21 protein-coding genes are annotated in these 22,234 nt (G+C 76.9%); 8 read left to right on the forward strand and 13 right to left on the reverse strand.

Annotated features, from left to right (window positions below):
- Positions 1-171 precede the first annotated feature (171 nt).
- Positions 172-1,782, forward strand: a complete 1,611-nt coding sequence (locus tag CHC04_RS25260) for a polysaccharide deacetylase family protein (protein WP_089403665.1) — start codon at positions 172-174, stop codon at positions 1,780-1,782.
- 48 nt (positions 1,783-1,830) lie between these two features.
- Here CHC04_RS25260 and CHC04_RS09470 read toward each other — a convergent pair whose 3' ends face one another.
- From CHC04_RS09470 to CHC04_RS09485, 4 genes are all read right to left on the reverse strand, one after another.
- The gene (locus CHC04_RS09470; protein ID WP_089404009.1) at positions 1,831-2,298 is read right to left on the reverse strand and encodes an Hsp20/alpha crystallin family protein; all 468 of its coding nucleotides are present in this window, start codon (positions 2,296-2,298) and stop codon (positions 1,831-1,833) included.
- Positions 2,299-2,380: 82 nt separating this feature from the next.
- Positions 2,381-3,247, reverse strand: coding sequence for a sugar phosphate isomerase/epimerase family protein (locus CHC04_RS09475; protein WP_089403666.1), 867 nt, complete (start codon positions 3,245-3,247; stop codon positions 2,381-2,383).
- Positions 3,248-3,318: 71 nt separating this feature from the next.
- Complete coding sequence (locus CHC04_RS09480) at positions 3,319-4,500, reverse strand: dihydrodipicolinate synthase family protein (RefSeq protein WP_089403667.1); 1,182 nt, start codon at positions 4,498-4,500, stop codon at positions 3,319-3,321.
- Positions 4,497-5,666 (reverse strand): Gfo/Idh/MocA family protein, encoded by a 1,170-nt coding sequence (locus tag CHC04_RS09485; protein ID WP_089403668.1) that lies wholly within the window; start codon positions 5,664-5,666, stop codon positions 4,497-4,499. Before CHC04_RS09485 ends, CHC04_RS09480 begins: the two co-directional genes overlap by 4 nt.
- 145 nt (positions 5,667-5,811) lie before the next feature.
- On the opposite strand from CHC04_RS09485, the gene CHC04_RS09490 reads away from it, so the two are divergent.
- Positions 5,812-6,870: a LacI family DNA-binding transcriptional regulator gene (locus CHC04_RS09490; protein WP_217897276.1), complete on the forward strand. Its 1,059-nt coding sequence runs from the start codon at positions 5,812-5,814 to the stop codon at positions 6,868-6,870.
- Between the two features lie 21 nt (positions 6,871-6,891).
- Here CHC04_RS09490 and CHC04_RS09495 read toward each other — a convergent pair whose 3' ends face one another.
- Both CHC04_RS09495 and CHC04_RS09500 read right to left on the reverse strand, forming a co-directional pair.
- The gene (locus CHC04_RS09495) at positions 6,892-7,899 is read right to left on the reverse strand and encodes a glycerate kinase (RefSeq protein WP_089403669.1); all 1,008 of its coding nucleotides are present in this window, start codon (positions 7,897-7,899) and stop codon (positions 6,892-6,894) included.
- Positions 7,900-7,989: 90 nt separating this feature from the next.
- A complete protein-coding gene (locus CHC04_RS09500) occupies positions 7,990-9,387 on the reverse strand; it encodes an MFS transporter (protein WP_089403670.1) in 1,398 nt (465 codons plus the stop codon).
- 275 nt (positions 9,388-9,662) lie between these two features.
- On the opposite strand from CHC04_RS09500, the gene CHC04_RS09505 reads away from it, so the two are divergent.
- Together CHC04_RS09505 and CHC04_RS09510 are read left to right on the forward strand one after the other, a co-directional pair.
- On the forward strand, positions 9,663-10,826 hold the full coding sequence (locus CHC04_RS09505; protein WP_089403671.1) for a Gfo/Idh/MocA family protein: 1,164 nt from the start codon (positions 9,663-9,665) through the stop codon (positions 10,824-10,826).
- A gap of 3 nt (positions 10,827-10,829) precedes the next feature.
- Complete coding sequence (locus CHC04_RS09510) at positions 10,830-11,660, forward strand: DUF6807 domain-containing protein (protein ID WP_089403672.1); 831 nt, start codon at positions 10,830-10,832, stop codon at positions 11,658-11,660.
- Between the two features lie 27 nt (positions 11,661-11,687).
- Here the strand turns inward: CHC04_RS09510 and CHC04_RS09515 are convergent, their stop codons facing one another.
- Together CHC04_RS09515 and CHC04_RS09520 are read right to left on the reverse strand one after the other, a co-directional pair.
- A complete protein-coding gene (locus tag CHC04_RS09515) occupies positions 11,688-12,599 on the reverse strand; it encodes an alpha/beta hydrolase (RefSeq protein ID WP_089403673.1) in 912 nt (303 codons plus the stop codon).
- Between the two features lie 29 nt (positions 12,600-12,628).
- Complete coding sequence (locus CHC04_RS09520; RefSeq protein WP_176449917.1) at positions 12,629-13,405, reverse strand: helix-turn-helix transcriptional regulator; 777 nt, start codon at positions 13,403-13,405, stop codon at positions 12,629-12,631.
- A gap of 417 nt (positions 13,406-13,822) precedes the next feature.
- Here CHC04_RS09520 and CHC04_RS09525 point away from each other — a divergent pair, with 417 nt between their 5' ends.
- The gene (locus CHC04_RS09525) at positions 13,823-14,305 is read left to right on the forward strand and encodes a cupin domain-containing protein (RefSeq protein WP_089403675.1); all 483 of its coding nucleotides are present in this window, start codon (positions 13,823-13,825) and stop codon (positions 14,303-14,305) included.
- A 155-nt stretch (positions 14,306-14,460) separates the two neighbouring features.
- Here the strand turns inward: CHC04_RS09525 and CHC04_RS09530 are convergent, their stop codons facing one another.
- A complete protein-coding gene (locus CHC04_RS09530) occupies positions 14,461-15,357 on the reverse strand; it encodes an SDR family oxidoreductase (protein WP_089403676.1) in 897 nt (298 codons plus the stop codon).
- Positions 15,358-15,444: 87 nt separating this feature from the next.
- Here CHC04_RS09530 and CHC04_RS24080 point away from each other — a divergent pair, with 87 nt between their 5' ends.
- Positions 15,445-15,582: a hypothetical protein gene (locus CHC04_RS24080; protein ID WP_176449918.1), complete on the forward strand. Its 138-nt coding sequence runs from the start codon at positions 15,445-15,447 to the stop codon at positions 15,580-15,582.
- Positions 15,583-15,621: 39 nt separating this feature from the next.
- Here CHC04_RS24080 and CHC04_RS09535 read toward each other — a convergent pair whose 3' ends face one another.
- The 3 genes from CHC04_RS09535 to CHC04_RS09545 all read right to left on the reverse strand — a co-directional run bounded on the left by CHC04_RS09535 (position 15,622) and on the right by CHC04_RS09545 (position 18,238).
- Positions 15,622-16,707 carry a biosynthetic peptidoglycan transglycosylase gene (locus CHC04_RS09535; protein ID WP_245817088.1) on the reverse strand — a complete coding sequence of 362 codons (1,086 nt, stop codon included), beginning with the start codon at positions 16,705-16,707 and terminating at the stop codon, positions 15,622-15,624.
- 68 nt (positions 16,708-16,775) lie between these two features.
- Positions 16,776-16,961, reverse strand: a complete 186-nt coding sequence (locus tag CHC04_RS09540; protein WP_089403677.1) for a hypothetical protein — start codon at positions 16,959-16,961, stop codon at positions 16,776-16,778.
- Positions 16,958-18,238 carry a glycerophosphodiester phosphodiesterase gene (locus CHC04_RS09545; RefSeq protein WP_089403678.1) on the reverse strand — a complete coding sequence of 427 codons (1,281 nt, stop codon included), beginning with the start codon at positions 18,236-18,238 and terminating at the stop codon, positions 16,958-16,960. Before CHC04_RS09545 ends, CHC04_RS09540 begins: the two co-directional genes overlap by 4 nt.
- Positions 18,239-18,299: 61 nt before the next feature.
- Here CHC04_RS09545 and CHC04_RS09550 point away from each other — a divergent pair, with 61 nt between their 5' ends.
- Complete coding sequence (locus tag CHC04_RS09550; RefSeq protein ID WP_176449919.1) at positions 18,300-19,028, forward strand: GDSL-type esterase/lipase family protein; 729 nt, start codon at positions 18,300-18,302, stop codon at positions 19,026-19,028.
- Positions 19,025-19,975 carry an NAD-dependent epimerase/dehydratase family protein gene (locus tag CHC04_RS09555; RefSeq protein ID WP_176449920.1) on the forward strand — a complete coding sequence of 317 codons (951 nt, stop codon included), beginning with the start codon at positions 19,025-19,027 and terminating at the stop codon, positions 19,973-19,975. Before CHC04_RS09550 ends, CHC04_RS09555 begins: the two co-directional genes overlap by 4 nt.
- Here the strand turns inward: CHC04_RS09555 and CHC04_RS09560 are convergent.
- Entirely contained in the window at positions 19,920-22,133 is a 2,214-nt protein-coding gene (locus CHC04_RS09560; RefSeq protein ID WP_089403680.1) for an MMPL family transporter, read from the reverse strand. The two genes, CHC04_RS09555 and CHC04_RS09560, sit on opposite strands and share 56 nt — an antisense overlap.
- Between the last annotated feature and the right edge of the window lie 101 nt (positions 22,134-22,234).

The raw sequence follows: 22,234 nt of genomic DNA on the forward strand, positions 1-22,234 counted from the left end.
GTGAAGGAGCTGGTCCTTGCCCCACCCCGCGGCGGTTCCCGTGCCACCCCCCGACCGACCCGCACCGACGACCTCCGCTCGCTGCGGCCCGGCCGGCCCGCCGGGCGGCGGGGTCCGGCCCGCCGCCCCGGGTGCGGCGCGGTGGTGAGGCCGGGGAGGGCGGTCCCCCTCGTGGTCGCGGCGCTCGTGCTGGGCGCCTGCGGCGGCGACGGGCCGGACGGGGTGCTCAGCGTCGGCACCGAGGCCGTGGGCGCCCAGGCCGTGGGCGCGGTCGCCGGCGACGACACCGGCGACGGCTCTGACACCGGCACCGGCACCGGCGGCGACTCCGGCACCGGCACCGGCAGCGCTGACGGCACCGGCGACGGCGCCGGGCCGGCCACCCCGACGGGGGTGACCCCGCCCGCGGCGGTGGTCGCGCTCCCGGAGGCGCTCGACCCGGCCGCGGTGGGGCTGGCCGTGACCAGGGAGGACAGCAAGACCCCGGAGGACCACCGGCAGGTCAGCACCGTGGCGGTGCCCGGCCTCCCGGCCCTGGACCAGGCGCTCGGCGACCTCGTCGCCGAGGACGCGCAGCGCTACGAGGACGAGCTGGTCCCCGGCTCGTGGAACGAGCTGACGGTCGACGTGACGCCCGTGCTCGCCGCCGGCAGCGTCCTCGGGGCCTCGGTCGGCGTGCGCACCCGGATCGGCGGGCTGCCCGCCGAGACCACCACGACCGGCGTCTACACCGACGTGGCCTCCGGGGCCGTCTGGACCTCGCCCGACCTGGTCGCCGACCCCGACCTCGCCTTCGCCTGGTTCACCGACGCCGTCCGCCGGGCCGGACTGGGGCACGAGCTGCTCGGCGGCGCGGTCGCCCTGGCCGACCTGCGCTTCGGGGCGGACGGGTCGGTGACCGCCGTGGTGGGCCTGGGCGACGGGCGGGCGGAGCCCTTCGGCGACGTCGCGGTGCGGTTCGCCCCGGAGGTCGTCGAGGGCGTGCTCACCGACGCCGGCCGCGCCGTGCGGCAGGCGGCCGTGACGGCCGCCCCGTTCGCCGGCGTCCCGCCGGCGCCCGAGCCCCCGGCGCCCGAACCGCCGGCAGCCGAGCCCCCGGCACCGGAGCCCCCGGCACCGGAGCCCCTGCCGCCGGCACCCCCCGCACCTCCCGCGCCGTCACCGCCGCCCGGCCAGGAGGTCGACTGCGCCGTGCTCGCGTGCGTCGCGCTCACCTTCGACGACGGGCCGGGGCCCTACACCGCGCGGCTGCTGGACGAGCTGCGGGCGGCCGACGTGCGCGCGACCTTCTTCGTCGTCGGGCAGGCCGCCGCCGCCGAGCCCGACCTCGTCCGGCAGGCGGTCGCCGACGGCCACGCCGTCGGCAACCACAGCTGGTCGCACCCGCGGCTGCCCGACGTCGGGGCCGCCGCGGTCGGCGACCAGCTCGACCGCACCACCGCGGTGCTGGCCGACCTCGGGATCGCCACCGACCTCATGCGCCCGCCCTACGGGGCCACCGACGCCACGGTCGCCTCGGTGACGGCGCAGCGCGGCTACGCCCAGATCGAGTGGGACGTCGACACGCAGGACTGGCTCAACCGCGACGTCGCCACCACCACCCAGCGGGTCCTGGACGGGGTGCACCCCGGCGCGATCGTCCTGATGCACGACATCCACCCGAGCACGGTCGAGGCGGTGCCCGGCATCGTCGACGCGCTGCGGGCGGCGGGCTACACGCTGGTCACGGTGCCGCAGCTGCTCGGGCCCGTGCAGCCCGGGCAGGTGTACGTGCACGGCTGAGACCCCGGATCGGGCGGGGAGCCGTCCCCGCCCGACCCGGGCGCCCGGTCAGCCCTGCCGCTCCTCGCCGGCGTCCCCGTCGTCCCCGGTGACGGGGAGCTGCTGCTGCGCGCCGCCGTGCTGCACCTCGATGCGGCGCGGCTGGGCCCGCTCCGACACCGGGATGACCAGGTGCAGCACGCCGTCGGTGTAGGTGGCCGAGACCCGGGCGGTGTCCAGGGCGTCGCCGACCTGCAGCTGGCGGGTGAACCGGCCCTGCGGCCGTTCGGCGAGCAGCACGTTGCCGCTCTCGCCGTACTCCGAGCGGCGCTCGGCGCGGATGGTCAGCGTGTTCCGCTCGGTGGTGATCTCGACGCCGGCGGGGTCGACGCCGGGCAGGTCCAGCGCGACGTGGTAGCCGTCGTCGGCCTGCCAGACGTCCATCGGCATGCCCATCGGCGTCTTCGTGCCGCTCATCAGCTGGCTGGCCAGCCGGTCCATGCCCCGGAAGGGGTCACCGAAGGGGTCGAAGCGCATCACGCTCACGGCGTCCTCCTCGACGTGCTCGCTCGCTGGGAGGGATCAGGGACGCCGATCCCGTTTCCCCGCGACCGGGCCGTCATGCACGGACCCGGACCCCTGCCGCCACGGCGAAGGCCGCCGCCGTCCGGACCGCCACGGCGCGCGGGTCGTCCTCCCACAGGGCGCGGTCGAAGACCTCGACCTCGACGTCGCCGCCGAACCCGGCCCGCTCCACCAGGGCGCTGACCGCCGGCAGGTCCACGTGCCCCTCCCCGGGCAGGCCGCGGGAGGTGAGCACGTCCGGCCCCAGCGGGGTGACCCAGTCGGCCACCTGGTAGCTCGCGATCCGGCCTCCGCGGCCGGCCCGCGCCACCTGCGCGGGCAGGTCGGGGTCCCACCACACGTGGTAGGTGTCGACGACGACGCCGACCGCCGCGGCCGGGAACTGCTCGGCGAGGTCGAGGGCCTGGCCGAGCGTGGAGACCACACCGCGGTCGGCGGCGAAGACCGGGTGCATCGGCTCCACGGCCAGCACCACGCCGGCCGCCGCGGCGTCGCCGGCGAGGTCGCCGATCGCGTCGCGGGCCCGCTCCCGGGCACCGGGCAGGTCGCGGTCGCCGTCGGGCAGGCCGCCGGCCACCAGCACCAGCACCGGCGCCGAGCCCGGCGCCCCGGCCGCGGCCAGCGCCGCGGTCTCCTCGATCGCGCGGCGGTTGTCGTGGAGGGCCGCGGCCCGGGCCGGGCCGGGGGGAGCGGTGAAGAAGCCGCCCCGGCACAGGCTCGAGACCCGCAGCCCCGAGTCGGTGACCAGCGCGCACGCCTTCTCCAGGCCCACCTCGGCCACCGGCTCCCGCCACAGCCCGATCGCGCCGATCCCGGCCTCCCGGGTGGCGTCCAGCGCGTCGAGCAGGGACGCGTGCTTGACCGTGGCCTGGTTCAGCGACAGCCGCGGGTGCGCGCTCACGCCACCGCCTCCAGCGCCACCGCTCCTCACGCCACCGCTCCTCACGCCACCGTTCCTCACGCCACCGTTCCTCACGCCACCGCCTCCAGCGTCGGGACCTCGACGCCGGACAGCGCCAGCAGGCCGTTCCACCGGCGGGCGGCCAGGTCGGGGTCCTCCAGGGCGCCGGCCGCGTCGGCCAGCCGCACGACCTCCGACAGGTGCGGCAGGCTGCGGCCGCTGTGCATCCCGCCGACCATCGCGAACGCCGGCTGGTGGCCGTTGAGCCAGGACAGGAAGGCGATCCCGGTCTTGTAGGACGACGTGGGTGCGGCGAACACCTGCCGCGACAGGGCCTCGGTGGGCCCCAGCAGCCGCCGGTAGCCGGCCGGGTCGCCGGCGTCGAGAGCGGCGACCGCCGACGCCGCGATCGGGCCGATGGCGGCGAACGCGCCGAGGAGGGCGTGCGAGAAGCCCTGCTCGTCGCCCTCGACCAGGTCGACGTAGTGGAAGTCGTCGCCGGTGTACACCGCCACGCCCGCCGGCAGCCGGCGGCGCAGGGCGATCTCGGCGCCGGCGTCGAGCAGGCTCGTCTTGATGCCGCGGACGCGGTCGGCGTCGCGCTCGATGACGCGCACGACGACGTCGGCGGCCGCGGCCGGTTCGGTCGAGCCGAAGTAACCGCGCAGCTGCGGGTCGAACGCCTCGCCGAGCCAGTGCAGCAGCACCGGGGCGCCGGCCCGCGCGATCACCTCGGCGTAGACCCGCTCGTAGTCGGCCGGGCCCTCGGCCACCCGCGCGAGGTGGCGGCTGGCCATCAGGACCACGCCCGCCCCGACGTCCTCGGCGGAGTGCAGCTGCTCGACGTAGGCGTCGACCACCCGCGACAGCGGGACGACGTCGTCGGCGAGGTGGTCGGTGTTCACCCCCACCACGAGGGCACCGCCCACCGACCGAGCGTCGGCGGCGCTGCGCCGCACCAGCTCGCGGGTGGCGGCCGGGTCCAGGCCCGCGTTGCGCTGCGCGGTGTCCATGGCGTCGGCCACTCCCAGGCCCCAGGACCACAGGTGGTGGCGGAAGGCGAGGGTGGTGTCCCAGTCGACGTCGGCCGGCGCGCCGGGCACGTTCTCGCCGGCCACCCGCGGGACGACGTGCGCCGCGGCGTAGGCGGTCCGCGACCGCAGCGGGCCGGCGGGCCGGCGCACCGCGGCGGGCTCACCGAGCGGCAGCAGCCGGGTGCGCCCGTCGCTGCCCAGGAGGACGGCGGTGCTCATCGCGCCGGCACCCGGTCGTCGCTGGTCGCCTCGATCGCCACCCGGCGGCCGGTGGCCGAGCTCTCCAGCCCCGCCTCGGCCAGCCGGACGCCGCGGGCGCCGGAGGCGAAGTCGTAGGGGTGCGGGCCGTCCTCCACCACGTGCCGGACGAACTGCTCCCACTGCATCTTGAAGCCGTTCTCGGCCGGGTCGTTGTCGGGGACCTCCAGCCAGCCGGCGCGGTAGTCGCGGGGGTCGGGCACGTCGGGGTTCCACACCGGCTTCGGCGTCGCGTTGCGCGGCTGGATCCGGCAGCCGAACAGCCCGGCGACGGCGCTGCCGTGGGTGCCGTCGACCTGGAACTCGACCAGCTCGTCGCGGGCCACCCGGACCGCCCAGCTGGAGTTGATCTGCGCGACCACCCCGCCCTCGAGCTCGAAGACGCCGTAGGCGGCGTCGTCGGCGGTGGCCGCGTAGGGCTCGCCGCGCTCGTCGACCCGGCTGGTGACGTGGGTGACCGCCTTGGCGTACACCGACTCGACCCGGCCGAAGAGGTCCTCCAGCACGTAGTTCCAGTGCGGGAACATGTCGACGACGATGCCGCCGCCGTCCTCGGCCCGGTAGTTCCAGCTGGGGCGCTGGGCCTGCTGCCAGCCGCCCTCGAACACCCAGTAGCCGAACTCGCCGCGCACCGAGAGCACCTGGCCGAAGAAGCCGGAGTCGAGCAGCCGCTTCAGCTTGAGCAGCCCGGGCAGGAACAGCTTGTCGTGGACGACGCCGTTCTTGACCCCCGCGGCGGCGGCGAGCTCGGCCAGCTCCAGCGCCTCGCGGTGGGTCTCGGCGGTGGGCTTCTCGGTGTAGACGTCCTTGCCGGCGGCGATCGCCCGCCGGATCGCGGCCACCCGCGCCGAGGTGATCTGGAAGTCGGCGTAGACCCGCCACCGGTCGTCGGCCAGCGCGGCGTCGAGGTCGGTGGTCCAGTCGGCGATGCCGTGCCGCTCGGCGATCTCCTGCAGCGCGGAGGCGCGGCGGCCCACGAGCAGCGGCTCGACCTGCACCCGCTCGCCGGTGGACAGCAGCACACCGCCCTGCTCGCGGATCGCCAGGATCGACCGCAGCAGGTGCTGCCGGTAGCCCATCCGGCCGGTGACGCCGTTCATGATGATGCCCAGCGGGGGTGTGCCCATCGCCGTCTCCTCGGTTTGGAAAGCGCTTACCGGAAGCGTAGGCGGGGAGTGTGAGGCGGGCAACCCCCTGCCCGGACCCGGCCGGCCGGCGGGTCCCCCTGTGCGGGGGACGCCGCGCGCCGCGCCGGGCGGATACGCTGCGCTGGTGCAGCCCTCGGACGACCCCCGCACCCGGCGGGCACCGGCCGCGGTCACCCTCCGCGACGTGGCCGACCGCGCCGGTGTCTCCCTGGCAACCGCTTCCCGGGTGCTCAACGGCAGCGACCGTGTCGTCCGCCCCGACCTCGCCGCCCGGGTGGGGCAGGCCGCCGCCGAGCTGCGCTACGTGTCCAACGGGCCGGCGCAGGCGCTGGCGCGCGCCCGCACCAACGTCGTCGGCCTGGTGGTGCACGAGGTCGACGACCCCTACTTCGCCTCCATCGCCGCCGGCGCGATGCGGGTGGCGACCGAGCACGGCCTGCTCACCATGCTGGCGAGCACGTTCCGCGACCCGGGGCGCGAGGTCGAGTACGTGCAGCGGTTCCAGGCCCAGCGCGTGCGTGCCGTGCTGCTCGCCGGCAGCGGGCGCCTGGCGGGCGCGGCGGAGCTCGACCGGGCGCTGGGGGAGTTCGGTGACGGCGGCGGCCGCGTCGCCCTGGTCAGCGAGCGCGGCCTGCCCTTCGACACGGTGCTGCCGGCCAACGCCCGGGGTGCGGCGCAGGTGGCGCGGCTGCTGCACGACCTCGGGCACCGCGACGTCGGCGTCGTCACCGGGCCGGCGGACCTGCGGACCGTGGCCGACCGGCTCGGCGGCTTCCTCGACGCGTGGGCCTCGCTGGGGCGGGACCGGGACGCGGTCGCGGTGGCCGAGGGCGACTTCTCCCGCGCCGGCGGGCACGCCGCCACGCTCACCCTGTTCGAGCGGCACCCGCACCTGACCGCCGTCTTCGCGCTCAACGACCTGATGGCCGTCGGGGCGCTGTCGGCGCTGCAGTCCGACCTCGGCCGGCGCGTCCCCGAGGACGTCTCGGTGGTCGGCTTCGACGACCTGTGGCTGGCCGCCGACCTGCAGCCGGCCCTGACCACCGTGCGCCTCCCGCTGGAGCAGATGGGCGCCCGCGCGATGGAGCTGGTGCTCACCGAGGCCGGCGACGCGCCGCGCCGGGTGCCCGTGGGGGCGGAGCTGATCCTGCGGGCCAGCACCGGCCCGGCCCGGGCGGCCTGACCTCCGCGGGGGCCGGCCCCGTCAGCCGGGCCGGCCGGCCGCGGCGGCGACCAGGTCGCGGCCCGCGGTGCGCAGGCAGGCCGGCGTGGCGCCCAGCGCCCGGTCCCGGCCGAAGGTGGCGACGAGGTCGACCACCCGGCCGTCGGGCGGGTCGACGAGAGCCTGCCCCACCACCGCGGCCCAGGGCACGCCGGCGGCCCGCGCCAGCGCGGCGACGCCCCCGACGACCTTGCCCTCGAAGGACTGCGCGTCGAGCATCCCCTCGCCGGTGACGACCAGGTCGGCGGCCCGCACGGCGGCGCGCAGCCCGACTCCCTCGGCCACCAGGTCGAACCCGGGGACCAGCGACGCCCCGAGCGCCGCCAGCCCGCCGGCGAGGCCCCCCGCGGCGCCCGAGCCGGGCAGCGCCCGGACGTCGACGCCATACCGCTCGCGGTGGTCGTGCGCGACCTCCTCCAGGCGGGCGGTGAGCCGCCGCACCAACTCCGGCGTCGCGCCCTTCTGCGGGCCGAACACCCGTGCCGCGTCGAGGAACGTCGTCCCGACGTCGCAGGCCACCTGCACCGTCCAGCCGCGGCTGCCGTCGAGCGGCGCGAGCTCCCGCAGCACCTCGACGGCCCCGGCCCCGCCGTCGGTGCACGCCGACCCGCCGACCCCGACGACCACCCGCCGGGCCCCCCGGCGCACCGCCTCGGCGACGAGCTCGCCGGTGCCGCGGCTGGTGGCGGCCCAGGGGTCGTTGGCCTCCCGGCCGCCGGCGAGCAGCAGGCCCGAGGCGCGGGCGGTCTCGACCACGGCCTCCCCGCCGGACAGCCGCCACGCCGCGTCCACCGGCGCACCGAGGGGCCCGGTGACGCGGGTCGCGTGCGTCGCGCCGCCGAGCGCCTCCAGCGTGCCCTCCCCGCCGTCGGCCAGGGGCACGGCGACCGCCCGGTGGCCGGCGTCGGTGACCCCCTGCGCCAGGGCCGCGGCCGCCTCGACGGCGGTGGCGGTGCCGCGGAACTTGTCGGGGGCGATCAGGATGCGCATGCGCGTCTCCGTCGGGTGGGGGAGGACGGGGACCGCTGCCCGCCCCCGGGAGAGCCGGGGACGGGCAGCGGGAGGAGGGACGAGGCCGGGTCAGGCCGCGCCGGCCCGCTCCCGGTCGGGTGCGGCGGTCGCGATCCCCGCCCGCCCGGGCTGCTCGAGGTCGCGCAGGTCCACCCGCGAGGTCTCCGGGGTGGTCCAGGCGGCCACGGCCGACACGATGCACAGCAGGAGGGTCAGCCCGCCGATGACCAGCGGCACGTTCGCCGAGCCGGGCGGGGCGATGAACGCGAACACCGACGGCAGGAAGGCCACCAGCATCAGGCCGATGTTCTGCGAGACCGCGAAGCCGGTCACCCGGTGGCGGGTGGGGAACAGCTCCTGGAAGTAGCTGGCGAACGTGGCGTTCCAGACCTGGTAGAGCACGCCGAACATCAGGATGGCCAGGGCGATGGTGAGCACGACGTTGCCCTGGCCGACCGCGTAGAGGTAGCCGAAGGACAGCACGCCGGCGCCCAGCGGGCCCGCGATCATCAGCGGGCGGCGGCCGATCCGGTCCGACAGCTTGCCGAAGTACGGGATCAGCACCACGGCGACGACGTTGGCCGCGAGCGGCAGCCAGAGGTAGGTGGCCGGGCTCATACCGACGCCGTAGGCCTCGTTGGTGGCGTACGCCGCGCCGAAGACGACGACGGTGGTGCCGACGACGTTGGCCAGGGCCATGAGGACGCAGCGGACGATGGTGCCGCGGCTCTCGCGGACGACCTGCAGCACCGGGGCCTTGGGCGCGCCGCCCCGCGCCGTCTCCTCCAGGAAGACCGGCGTCTCGGCGACCCGGCGGCGGATGAGGTAGCCGGCCAGGATGACGAAGGCGCTCAGCAGGAACGGGATGCGCCAGCCCCAGGACTGGAAGGCCGCCTCCGGCAGGAACGCCGCGAGCGGGATGAAGCTCGCGGCGGCGAGGATCGAGCCGGCCTGGGTGCCCTGCAGGCTGAAGCTGGCGTAGAAGCCGCGGCGGTCGGCGGGGGCGTGCTCGACGATCATCGCGCTGGCTCCGCCGAGCTCACCGGCGACCGCGAAGCCCTGCACGAGCCGCAGCAGCACCAGCAGCACGGGGGCGAGGACGCCGACCTGGCCGTAGGTGGGCAGCAGACCCACGGCCAGCGTGGACACGCCCATGAGCATCATGGCGAGGACCAGGACGTTCTTGCGGCCGTGCCGGTCGCCCCAGGTGCCGAGGACGAAGGCGCCCAGCGGCCGGGCGACGTAGCCCACCGCGTAGGTGGCCAGCGAGGCGATGAGGGCCACCGTCGGGTCCTGCGAGGGGAAGAACACCGCCGGGAACACCAGCGCCGCGGCCTGGCCGTAGATGGCGAAGTCGTAGTACTCGAGCGTGCTGCCGATCCAGCCGCTCATCGCGGCCTTCCTCGACATCGCGCGGGCCTCCGCGCCCTGGCCCGGGGGCCGGGCTCCGCGCACCTCTGCCTGCATGACGCCTCCTGGGTTCCTCGGTGACGATCGGCGATCCCGTGCGGTGTGCCAAGGCGGCGGGGTCGCTCGGTAAGCGCTTACCAGGGCAGCACGGTGTGACCTACCTGTCAATACCGACATGTCGTCCGCGTCACAGTCGCCTCAGCGGCCGAACAGGCGCTCGGAGGCTGGCCGACGGGCACGGGATGCCGATACTCGGCAACCGCTTTCCAAGTGAGCCGCACCACGTTAGGGTCGCCGGGTCCCGGAGAGCCGACCCCAGGGAGGGCACCAGCATGGTCGCGCCGAGTCCGGTCCCCGTCGTCCTCGTGGGTGCCCACGGGCACGGCGAGTGGCACCTCCGCAACGTCGACCGGCTGACCCGCGCCGGTGTCCCCGTCCGGCTGGCCGGCATCTGCGACCCGCGGCCGCTGGACGCCGCGCAGCGCACCCTCGCCGGCGACGTCCCCGTGTCGGCGCGGCTCGACGACCTGCTCGACGCGGTGCGGCCGCAGGTGACCGTCGTCAGCACGCCGATCCACACCCACGCCGAGCTCGCGCTCGCGGCGGCGTCCGCCGGGTCGGCCGTGCTGCTGGAGAAGCCCCCCACGCCCACCCTCGCCGCGTTCGAGCAGCTCCTCGCCGGGCTGGCCGCCACCGGGCGGCCCTGCCAGGTCGGCTTCCAGAGCCTGGGGTCGCAGGCCCTGCCGGCGGTCCGCGACCTGCTCGCCGACGGCGCCGTCGGCGAGGTGCTCGGCATCGGCGCGGCCGGCGCCTGGCAGCGCGACGCCTCCTACTACGCCCGCGCGCCCTGGGCGGGGCGGCGCAGCCTCGACGGCGTGCCCGTGGTCGACGGTGCGCTGACCAACCCGTTCGCGCACGCCATCGCCACCGCCCTGGCCCTGGACGGGGGAGCGGGGGAGCAGGGCGTCGACGACGTGCGGGTGGAGCTGTTCCGGGCCAACCCGATCGAGGCCGACGACACCTCCTCGCTGCGGCTGGTCACCGCCCGCGGCACCACCGTCACCGTGGCCGTCACCCTGGCCGCCGACGAGGTCGTGGAGCCCCACCTCGTCGTGCACGGCACCCGCGGCCGCGTCGTGCTCTCCTACCGGTCCGGACAGGTCCGGCTCGAGCGCGACGGCCGGAGCGAGGTCCGCGAGCACGGGGCCACCGACCTGCTGGAGAACCTCGCCGCCCACGTGCGCGACCCCGCCGTGCCGCTGCTGGTGCCCCTGGCCGGTACCCGGGCGTTCATGCAGGTGGTCGAGGCGGTGCGGCTGGCGGCGGACCCGGTCGCGATCGCGCCCCCGCACAGCCGGGTGACCGCGACCGGGGCCACGGCGCGGCACGTCGTGCCCGGCTCGGCCGCCGCCGTCGTCCGGTCGGCCGACCGGCTGGCCCTGCTCTCCGAGCTGGACCTGCCGTGGGCGCGGCCGGCCGTGGCCGCCCGCGGCTGAGGCGTGCTCGCCACCCTGGCCGTCGGCGGCGTGCCGGTCGCCGAGTACGCCGACGGCGGCGGGCTCGACCCCGTGCTGGCGCCCCGGCCGCACCTGCACCCGGTGCGCACCCTCGGCGGCCGGACGGTCACCGACGCGCAGCCGGCCGACCACCCGTGGCACCTGGGGGTGTCCGTCGCCGTCCCCGACGTCGGCGGCGCGAACCTCTGGGGCGGCCCCACGTACCTGCCCGAGGCCGGCTACACCTGGCGGGAGGACCACGGGCGCATCGAGCACGCCGGGTTCACCGCCGCGGACCCCGCCGGCGTCGACGAGCGGCTGCGCTGGCTGGTCCCGGGCGGGGAGGTGGTCCTCACCGAGCGGCGCCGGCTGCGGGCCCGCCCGGCCGGCCCGGGCTGGGAGCTCGGGATCGGCACGGCGCTGACCAACGTCTCCGGCCGCGCCCTCGCCCTCGGCAGCCCGGCCACCAACGGCCGAGCGGGAGCCGGCTACGGCGGCCTGTTCTGGCGGCTGCCCCCGGGCGGTGCGCCGAGCGTGCGCACCGCCGACCGCGAGGGCGAGGAGGCGGTGCACGGCTCGGTCGCCCCGTGGCTGGCGTGGCGGGACCCGGGCGCCGGGTTCACCCTCGCGCTCACCGGCACCGACGCGGCGACGCGCGCGGACCCCTGGTTCGTCCGGGTGCGCGACTACCCCGGCGTCGGGTGGCAGCTCGCCGCCCGCCGGCCGCTGGTCCTCCCCCCGGGCGAGACGGTGACGCGCGGCTTCCGGGCGCTGGTCGTCGACGGTGTCCTCGACGACGCCGCCGTCGCGGACTGGGCGTCGGCCGGCTCCTGACCCCGCATCGGGCTCCCCGGCAGCGGGTCAGCCGGCGTGCAGCGCGGCGGCGAGGGCGGCGGTGCGCGCCTGCAGGAAGTCACGGGACACGCCGGCCCGGGGCTCGGTGTCGTCGAAGAGGTGGTAGGCCCCGGGCACCACGTGCAGCGTGCACGGCACACCGGCCTCCCGGAGTCGCCGCGCGTAGGTGACGTCCTCGTCGTGGAAGAGGTCGCAGGTGCCGACGCCGATCCAGGCCGGGGGCAGGCCGGAGAGGTCGGGAGCGCGCGCCGGTGCGGCCAGCGCGGGGACGTCGCCGGCCCGCCACGCCGGGCCCAGGTAGCTGCGCCACGCGAAGCGGTTGCTCGACTGGTTCCAGATCCGCACGCAGCGCTGGTCGACGTCGGTGCGTGCCGCGGTGCGGTCGTCGAGCATCGGGTAGGAGAGCAGCTGCAGCACGGGGCGGACCCCGCCGCGGTCGCGGGTCAGCAGCGCCAGCGCGGCCGCCAGCCCGCCGCCGGCGCTGGCACCCCCGATCGCGATCCGCTCCGGGTCCACGGAGGGCTGCCCGGCCAGCCACCGCAGCGCCGCCTCGCAGTCGTGCAGCGGCGTGGGGAAGGGGTGCTCGGGCGCCAGCCGGTACTCCACGGAGGCGACGGTGACGCCGAGCCGGTCGGCGAACCGGCGGCAGGCGCGGTCGTCCTGGCGGGCGGTGCCGATGACCGTCCCGCCGCTGTGCAGCCACAGCAGCGCCGGCGTCCGCGCCCCGGTCGTGACCGGGCGGAACAGCCGCACCGACACGCCCGGCGCGACCGGCAGCTCCTCCGCGCCCCACTGCCGGCGGGTGGCGGCGAGGGCCCGGGTGACCAGCCGGACGGGCCGCAGGGTGCGCGGGCCGACCACGGTGCGCGGCACGAACCGCGCGGCCCGCAGGTCGGGGTGGAACGACGGCGTCGACATCCGGGGCTCCTCCTCGGGCGGCCGGGCGGCTACCGCGGTGCGGCCTCGAGGCCGACGAAGTACCCGTAGGGACCCGGCGGCACGCCGGCGGCCCGCGGGGGCTCGTGGTGGCGGCCGTGCCGCAGGGCGGCGAGCTCCGCCCGCCCGGCCACGCCGGCCTTCCGGTGGAGGTTCTGCAGGTGGTCACCGACCGTGTGCTCGGTCGTGCGGAGCCGGCGGGCCAGCTGGGTCCGGGTCGCGCCGTGCAGGAGCGCCTCGGCAACCTCCCGCTCCCGGGCGGTGAACCCCAGGGCCCGCATGAGGAGCGGCGACAGCTCGACCGGCCGCGGGCGCTCCACGACGGCGGCGACGGCGCCGTCGGCACCCTTGGCGGGGGAGGCGTGGAAGGCCAGGACGGCGGCGGGGCCGGTGACCGTCACCGACGTGGTGCCGCGCGCTCCGGCGGCGGTCGCGAGGGTCGTCAGCACCGTGGCGACCTGGCGCGCGGGCAGCATCCCCAGCAGCTCCTCGGCCGCGGCGGAGCTCACCAGCACGGCGCCGTCCCCGTCGAGCAGCAGCGCGCCCGGTGGCACCTCGACCCGCGGGTCGTCGCACACGGCGCGCAGCAGGGCCGTGCGGATCGCGCGGGCGACGGCCGGGGCGACGGCGGCGGCGACCGCCACGTCGTCGGGTGTGAACGGCCGCTCCTCCGTCCGGTACAGGACGACGGTGCCCCACTGGTCGCCGTCGACGGCCAGGCGCACCCGCAGCTCGTCGTGCACGCCGGCGGGCTCGAGCAGCTCCTCGTAGCGGCGCACCTCCCGCACCGCGGGGACCGCGTCCCGCAGCGCGGCGGCCGTCAGCGCCCGCCGCGCGAGGTCCCAGAAGGTGTGCGGGTCGCCGTCGGCCCACTCCAGCTGGAAGAGGCGGCGCTCCCGGGCGTCCGCGGCCGGCGCGTCGGCCGGTCCGGCGTCGAGGAGCCCGAGCGGGCGCAGCTGGTGGTCAGCGTCGTCACGGGGTCGACGGTGCCCCAGGCCGCATCCTGGGCTCCCAGGACGCGGCGGAGCACCCCGTCGGCCGCGCGGACCGTCGTCGCCAGGTCCGGGGCGCCGTCGAGCGCCCGCTGCAGCTCGTCCCGGACACGACGGCTGCGGCTCGGCACGGCGGGATGGTAGGCGGCGGGGCGGGCGCACCCCGGGAGCCGGGGATGGTGGCGGCCCCGCGCCCACGGCGAGGGTGACCGCGTGTCGCAGACGATCCCGACCACCCGCCCCCGCGTCGTGCCGCCCGGAGCCGGCACGGTCACCGCTGCCGTCGCACCGGGGCTGCCCACGATCGAGGTCAAGCTCGCCGCCGCGGACGGCGCCGGCCTGTCCCTCGTCGAGTACCGCGTGCCGCCCCGGTTCTCCCCGCCGCCGCACCTGCACCGGCACACCCGTGAGGGCGCCGTCGTGTACGTGCTCGCGGGGGAGCTGCACCACTGGTTCGCCGACGGGGACGCCGTCGCCGGCCCCGGCACCGTGGTGCACCTGCCGCCGGGTGCCTGGTTCCGGTGGGCGAACGAGCGTGACGAGCCGGCCCGGATGCTGTGCGTGTTCGCCCCCGCCGGTTTCGAGCAGTTCTTCCTCGACGTGGTGGCGGCGGCCGGCGCTGCGGGCGGGGACCTGCGGAGCGTCATCGGGCCGCTGCGCGACCGCTACGGGGACGAGGACCACCCCGGTCGCTGAGCGTCCCGGGGGTCCCCGCCACCGCGCCCGCCGGGGACAGCCGTCCGGCCGCCGGCCGTACCACCCGGGAGGCCCGGCGGGCGCGCCCGGCGCGGGATCGGGCGATCCGGGGACGACCCGGTCCCGCCTCCCTGGGTCGCTGCTCGCGGCTCCGGTCAGGGCATCGGCATCCCGCCGGTGACGCCGATGCGCTCGCCGGTGACGTAGCTGGACTCCTGCGCGGCGAGGAAGACGTAGGCCGGGGCCAGCTCCGCCGGCTGGCCGGCGCGGCCGATCGGGGTCTCCGCACCGAAGGAGCCCACCTCCTCGGCCGGCATGGTCGCCGGGATCAGCGGGGTCCAGATCGGTCCCGGGGCGACGGTGTTGACCCGGATCCCCCGCGGCGCCAGCTCCTGGGACAGCCCCTTGGTGAAGGTCACCAGCGCACCCTTCGTGGAGGCGTAGTCAAGCAGCGACGGCGAGGGCTGGTAGGCCTGGATCGAGGTCGTGATGACGATGCTCGAGCCCGGCTGCATGTGCCCCACGGCGGCCTGGCAGAGCCAGAACGTGGCGAACACGTTGGTGGTGTAGGTGCGCAGCAGCTGCTCGGTGCTGAGGTCCTCGATGCCCCCGACCGACATCTGGTAGGCCGCGTTGCTCACCAGCACGTCGATGCCGCCGAGCTCGGAGACGGTCCGCTCGACCAGCTGCCGGCAGAAGTCCTCGTCCCGGAGGTCGCCGGGTGCGGTCACGGCGGTGCGCCCGGCGTCGCGGACGACGCGGGCGGTGACCTGCGCGTCCTCCTCCTCGTCCGGCAGGTAGGAGATGACGACGTCGGCGCCCTCGCGGGCGTAGGCCAGCGCCACCGCCCGGCCGATGCCGGAGTCGCCGCCGGTGATCAGTGCCCGCTTGCCCTCCAGCCGGCCGCTGCCCCGGTAGGTCTGCTCGCCGTAGTCGGGCTCGAGGTCCATCTCCGACTCCAGCCCGGGGTGGCCGATCTGCTGCTCGGGCTGCGCGTCGGGCTGGACGTGCTGCGAGGTGGGGTCCTCCGGCGCGTACTGGTCCTGGCTCATGACACTGCTCCTACCCGGGCGCGCGGCGGGCAGACCGGACGGTGCCGATCCGCTGCGGGATCCCGCGGAACGGGGGAGGGTCGTGCCGTGACCGACCCGCAGCAGCAGCCCGACGTCGAACAGCGGCTGGCCGAGGAGCTGGAACCGGGGCGGCACCGGGCCCCGTCGGAGGGCGTGCCGCAGGACCTCGCCGACGACGACGGCGGGGACGCGCCGCCGTCCTGAGGACCCGGCGCACCGGTCTCGGGCGGTGCCCTGCTCGTCTCAGGCGGTGCCCTGCTCGGCGATCAACTCGGCGACCTCCTCGGGCATCTCCGAGCAGTCGTCGTCGCTGGGCGGCTGGTCCGCGGCGAGGCCGGTGATCCCGACGTCCTCGACCGGCCCGAACCCCTTCTGCTCGATGTGCCGCGGCACCCGGTTCTGCGCGTTGAGCACGTGCGAGCGCGACAGCCAGCCGAGGCCGTCGGCCACGTCGAAGTCCAGTCCGCCGCCGGGCGCCCGCTGCACGTGCCCGGGGGAGGGCAGCAGCCCGACGATCTGCACGGCCTGGTCGACGGTCAGCGTCGACGGCGGGGTGTCGAAGTAGTACCAGCTGGCCGCGCAGATGCCGTAGACCTGCGGGCCGAGCTGGGCGTGGTTGACGTAGAGCTCGAGCATGCGGCGGTCGTCGAGCACCAGCGCCAGCTCGGCGGACAGGCCCGCCTCGACCGCCTTGCGCCAGATGCTCATCGACTGGTTGAGGAAGAGGTTCTTGGCCACCTGCTGCGGGATGGTCGACCCCGAGGGGTCCTCCTCGCCGCGCAGCCGGGCCTCGGCGCGGCCGGAGAGCTCGTCCCAGGTGAAGGCACCGTCGCGGTAGGGCAGCGATTGGTCCTCGTGGGCGATGACGGCGGCGAGGAAGTTGCGCGACACGTGCTCCACCGGCACCGACTGCTGGATCGCCCCCTGCTCGTTGGCCAGCATGAACGCCGTCGTCGGCGGGTCGACCCAGCGCAGCGACACCAGGACGAGCAGGTGCAGCACGAAGGCGACGGCCATGCCCCGGCCCACCCGGCGCCGGACCCGCCGGCGCCGCAGCCGCCGGGCGTCGTCCTGCGGCGCCTCGTCCGGGCGCCGCCGGGCCCCGGCCCGCTCCGGCGGCGGTGGGGTGCCGGGGGCGGGCGGCGGCCACGGCCGCGACCCGGCCGGCGGCGCCGCCCACGGGTCCTGCGGCGGTGCGGCCGGTCCCGGGGCGCCGTACGGCGGGAACCGCCCGTCGCCGTCGGCCGGCCGGCGCCGGGGCACCCGGTCGGTCCACCGCTGCCCGGGCGGGACGTCGGCGGGCGGCCGGCGGCGGGACGCGAAGGGCATGCGGTGCTGTCCTCCCGGGACCGACGGACGGGGATCCCCAGGTTACGAGAGGAATGCCGCCGCGCCGGTCAGGCGGTGCGGTCGACGGCGGCGGCGAGCACGGCCTCCTCGCGGCTGGGGAAGGGGCCCGCGGTCCGGCCGTCGGCGCGGCAGGTCCACCGGTAGCCGTCGGGGACCTCCTCGACGAGGTAGCCATCCGGGTCGGCGGGGCCGTGACCGGGCAGCCGGTCGGGGAGCGCGCAGGGGTCGGTCACGTCAGCTCCAGGTCGGTGAAGCGGACCCCGGCCGACACGCTGCCGAGGTGGACGACGGGCACGGGGCGGACGCCGCCGTCGGTGACGGTGACCGTGGCGGTGCCCGCGCGGACGGTCAGGTCCGGACCGGTGACGGTGACCTGCAGCGGCACGTACCGGCCGGCCGGCAGCGGCGCACCCTCCGTCGAGGACGCCACCGGGACGGCGACGCCGTCGGAGACGCACGAGACGCCGATCGTGCCGTCGGCGCGCAGCAGGACCAGCAGGCCCTCGACGCCGGGGGACACCCCGGGCGGGGGCAGGAAGGGGCGGTCGTCGGCACTGAGCAGGACCGACGCCCCGCACGCGTGCGGGTCGCCGCGGGCCTCGTCGAGGCGGACGCGCAGGCGCAGCGTGAAGGCGGCCGGTTCCGGCGGCGCCAGGAAGCCCAGCAGCGCCGAGGTGGCGTCGTCGGAGGCGGCGAACCCCCACGAGCGGTCGTCGGGGAAGAAGCGGCCGCGGTCGGTGTCGGCCTGCATGCCGGGCAGCCAGACCTGCCGGGCGAACAGGTCGGTGGTGCGGCGCGCGGCGTCCCCGGCGAGGTACACCGGGTCGTCGGAGAACACCGCGTCGACGCCGTCGGCGACCAGGGCGTCGCGCCGGTACCGGCGGTTGACGGTGTGGCAGGCCACCTCGATGCCGGCGGCGTGCGCCCGGGTGCACAGCGCCGCGGTCACCTGCCCGGCCTCAGGGCCGAGCCAGCCGATGCCCTCGGCGGCGGCCCGGGCGACGTCGGTGCTGCCGAGCCAGACCACCTCCCACCCCCGGGAGCGGGCGAGCCGGCAGTCGGCGAGGGAGAAGGACTGCAGCAGCACCGCGCCCCGGCGGACGCCGCGCCGCTCGAGCGCGGCGAGCATCGGCGCCATCGCGTCGGTGCCCTTGGCCTCGGCGCACAGCAGGACGCGGTTGCCGAACTCGGTGAGCACCTCGTCGAACAGCGGGGGGCGCAGCCCGTCGGGCCAGCCGCCGCCGAGGGTGGCCGAGGCGTCGATGTCGAGCTGCTTCCAGGACACCGACGTGTGGTCGGCGACGTTGCCGCTCGACGTCGTCATGCGGTCCACGGTGCCGTCGTGCATGACGCCGAGGCCGCCGTCGGCGAGGACGAGGACGTCCTGCTCGATGACCGGCAGGCCCTGGCCCACCGCCACCCGGTAGCCCTCCAGGGTGTGCTCGGGCACCTGCAGCGCCCCGCCGCGGTGCGCGATGACGAACGGGCGTCGCAGGTCGGCGAAGTCCACGCGGAACCCTACGGCGGCGCGGGGGCAGGTGACCCCCGCGTGCCGCGCGCAGGATGGACCGGTGCCCGACTCCGCGCCGCTCTACGCCGCCCTCGGCGACTCGATCTCCATCGACGACTACGCCGGCGGGCCCGGTCGGGGCGGGGCGAGCCTGCTGTTCCGCAACCGCGACGACGACTTCCCCGACTGGCGCGGCCGCGACCTGGTCGGCCGGGACCCCACCACCGGGTTCGCGCTGCTGGCCACCGACGGCGCGACGACCCGCACGCTGCTGCAGGTGCAGCTGCCCCGGCTCCGGGCGCTGCCGCGGCGGCCGACGCTGGTCACCCTCACCGTCGGGGGCAACGACCTGCTGTCGGCCTACGGCGACACCGCCGCCGCCCGGGAGGTCGTCGCCGGCGTGGGTGCGGCCGTGGACACCGCGTTGGCCGTGATCGCCGGCCTGCTGGCGCCGGACGGCCGCGTCGTCGTCGGCACCGTCTACGACCCCAGCGACGGGACCGGCGACGCCGCCCGGCTCGGACTGCCGCCCTGGCCCGACGCCGTCGCCCTGATCGGCGAGCTCAACCGGGCGCTGCGCGAGGCTGCCGCCCGGCACGGCGCCGCGGTGGCCGACGTCGCCGCCACGTTCTCCGGCCACGGGCTCGACGTCGGTGACCCGACCCGCCCCGAGGCCCGCCCGGCGCAGCGGGACCTGTGGTTCTGCCGGCTGATCGAGCCCAACGCCTGGGGAGCCGGCGGCGTCCGGGAGGCCTTCTGGACGGCGCTGCACGCGGAGGCGACACGGTGACCGGGCACCCGGTCGCGGCCGCACCAGGCAGCGGCGTGCAGGTGATCGTGGGAGCCGGGGGCGCGACCGGCCGGCGGCTCGTCGCGCACCTGCACGCCGCCGGGCACCGCGTGCGGGCCGTCACCCGCGACGGCCGCGACGTCGGCACCCCCGGCGTCGAGACGGCCGCGGCCGACGCCGCCGACGGCGCCGCGCTGACCGCCGCCTGTCGCGGGGCGGCCGCCGTCCACCACTGCGTGCTGCCCGCGCTCGAGCGCTGGACCAGCGACCTCCCCGTGGTCACCGACGCCCTGCTCGACGCCGCCGCCCGCGTCGGCGCGCGGCTCGTGTACGCCGACGACACGTGGATGTACGGGCGGGTCGCCGGCCCGATGACCGAGGACACCCCGTGGCGGCCGGTGAGCCCCCGGGGCGTGCTGCGCGCGTGGATCGCCGAGCGCGTCCTGGCCGCCGCGGCGACCGGGCGCGTGCAGGTGAGCGTCGTGCGGGCGGGGGAGCTCTACGGGCCCGGGGTCCGGTCGCTGGTCGCGGGCAACGTGTTCCTCCCGGCGCTGCGGGGGTGGCCCGTGCAGTGGTTCGGCGACCCCGACCTCCCCCTGACACCCACCTTCGTCGACGACTTCGCCGCGACCCTGGCCGCCGCCGGGACGCGGGACACCGCCGACGCGGGGGTCTGGCACGTGCCCCACCCCGCCCCGACGACCGGCCGCGCGCTGACCGCCGAGGCGTGCCGGCAGGCGGGCACCCGTCTCCGGCTGGTGTCCCACGGCAGCGCCCGGGTCCGGCTGCTGGGCCGCCTGCACCCGTTGGTCCGCGACGTCGCCGAGATGGCCTACCAGTTCGAGCAGGCCTTCGTCGTCGACGGCCGCCGGGCGGCCCGGGCGTTCGCGCTCACCCCGACCCCGTACCGGGAGGGCGTCCACCGGACGCTGGCGGCCCTCCGCTGACGGGGGCGCCGCCGTCGGGGACCGACCGCGGCGCCGGCACCGCGGACCCCGCCGCGGCCGTCGTCGGCACCGGGGCGCCGGGTGGCGGCCCGGGCTCGTCGAGGCGGCGGGTCAGCCGGCTGGGCCACCACATCCGCCGGCCGACGTCGAGGGTGAGGGCGGTGACCAGCACCGACCGGACGACGATGGTGTCGAGCAGCACGCCCAGTGCCACGGCGATGCCCAGCTGCGTCAGGAAGGTCAGCGGCAGCGTGCCGAGGACGGCGAAGGTCGCCGCGAGCACCAGCCCCGCCGAGGTGATGACGCCGCCGGTGGCCGCCAACCCGACCAGCGCGGCCCGCCGGGTGCCGTGGTCGGCGGCCTCCTCCCGCACGCGGGTCATCAGGAAGATGTTGTAGTCGATGCCGAGGGCCACGAGGAACACGAAGACGAACAGCGGGAACGAGCTGTCGGTGTCGGTGATGCCGAGCGTCCAGTCGAAGACCAGGGCGCTGAGGCCCAGCGCGGCGCCGAAGGACAGCACGACCGTGGCGACCAGCAGCACCGGTGCCACCAGCGCCCGCAGCAGCAGCCCCAGGACGACCAGCACGACGAGCATGATCAGCGGGATGACGACGCGGTTGTCCCGCTGCGAGGCGTTCTGGACGTCGAGGTTGAGCGCGGTGTTGCCGCCGACCAGCGCCTGGCCGTCCCCGACGTCGTCGAGCGCCGCGCGCAGCCGGTCGACGGTGGCGTAGGCCGCCGGGCTGTCGACCGGGTCGGCCAGCGACGCGGTGACCAGCGCGGCGTCCCCGCTGACCTGCGGCGGGTCGACCGCGGCGATGCCGTCGGTGTCCGCGACGGCGCGGGCGACCTCGTCGGCTGCGTCCGCGCCGGTGACGACGGTGACGGGGTTGCCGGCCACGGCCGGGAAGTGCCGGGCGGCGACCTGGTCGCCCTGGATCGACTCCGGCGTCCCCCGGAAGCTCTCGGCCTGGGTCAGGCCGCTGGGGTCCAGCCGGAACACGGCCAGGCAGGCGAGCAGCAGCAGGACGCTGGTGACCACCCAGGTGGCCCGCGGCCGGGGTGCGATCAGCCGGCCCACGCGGGCCCACAGCCCGGTCGCGCTGGGCTCCGCGCTGCCGAAGGCCGGCCGCACCGGCCAGAACACCCACCGCCCGCAGATGACGAGCAGCGCCGGCAGCAGCGTCATGAGCACCACGAGGGTCACCGCGACACCGATCGCGGCGACCGGACCGAGGCCCGCGGTGGAGTTCATCTGCGCCGCGACCAGGCACAGCATGCCGAGCACCACCGTGCCGCCGCTGGCCAGCACCGCCGGGCCGGCCCGGTGCACGGCCTCGGTCATGGCCTCGTGCCGGTCGGCGTGCAGCCGCAGCTCCTCGCGGTAGCGGGCGACGAGCAGCAGCGCGTAGTCGGTGCCGGCGCCCACGACCAGGACGGTGAGGATGCTGGCGCTCTGGGCGTTGACCGTGAGGTCGGCGTACCGGGCCAGCAGGTAGACCACCGCCTGCGCGCAGAACAGCGCGATGACCGCGGAGAAGATCGGCAGGATCCACAGCACCGGGCTGCGGTAGGTGAACAGCAGGATCACGATGACGACGCCGAGGGCGGCGAAGAGCAGCGTGCCGTCGATGCCGGCGAACGCCTCGGAGGAGTCGGCCGCGCTGCCGGCCGGACCGGTCACGTAGGCGGCCAGCCCGTCGGGGCCGTCGCTCGCCTCGGCGCGGATGCCGTCGACCAGCGGCGCGATCGCCTCCCAGCCGTCCGCGCCGACGTTCAGCGGCACGATGAGCTGCAGCGCCTGCCCGTCCTCGGACGGGATCGGCCCGACCACGGCGCCGTCGAGCTCCTCCAGCGCCCCGAACGCCTGCGCGTCCTGGGCGACGGCGGCGGCGTCGTCGGCGGTGACGCCCTCGGTGCGCTCGTAGACGACGACGGCCGGGATGACGTCGGGGTCGGACCCGAGCTCGGCCTGCAGCCGCAGCACCTGGGTCGACTCGGCGTCCTCGGGAAGCCAGGCCGCGATGTCGTTCTCCTGCTCGTCGGTGAGCCCGCCGGCCAGCGGGGCCGAGGCGGCGGCCAGCACCAGCCAGAGGACGAGCACCACCCACTTCAGGCGGGGATGGCTGACACGGGAAGCGAACGACCTGCCCATGGCGGTCTCCTCGGGGGAGCGCCGGGTCCCCGTGTCCCGGACGGCGACGGTGCGGCCGGGACGCTAGCGACGGGCCGGGCTGGCCGTCACCGGCTTTTCCC

It is taken from the genome of Geodermatophilus saharensis (genome assembly GCF_900188205.1).
GTDB lineage: Bacteria > Actinomycetota > Actinomycetes > Mycobacteriales > Geodermatophilaceae > Geodermatophilus > Geodermatophilus saharensis.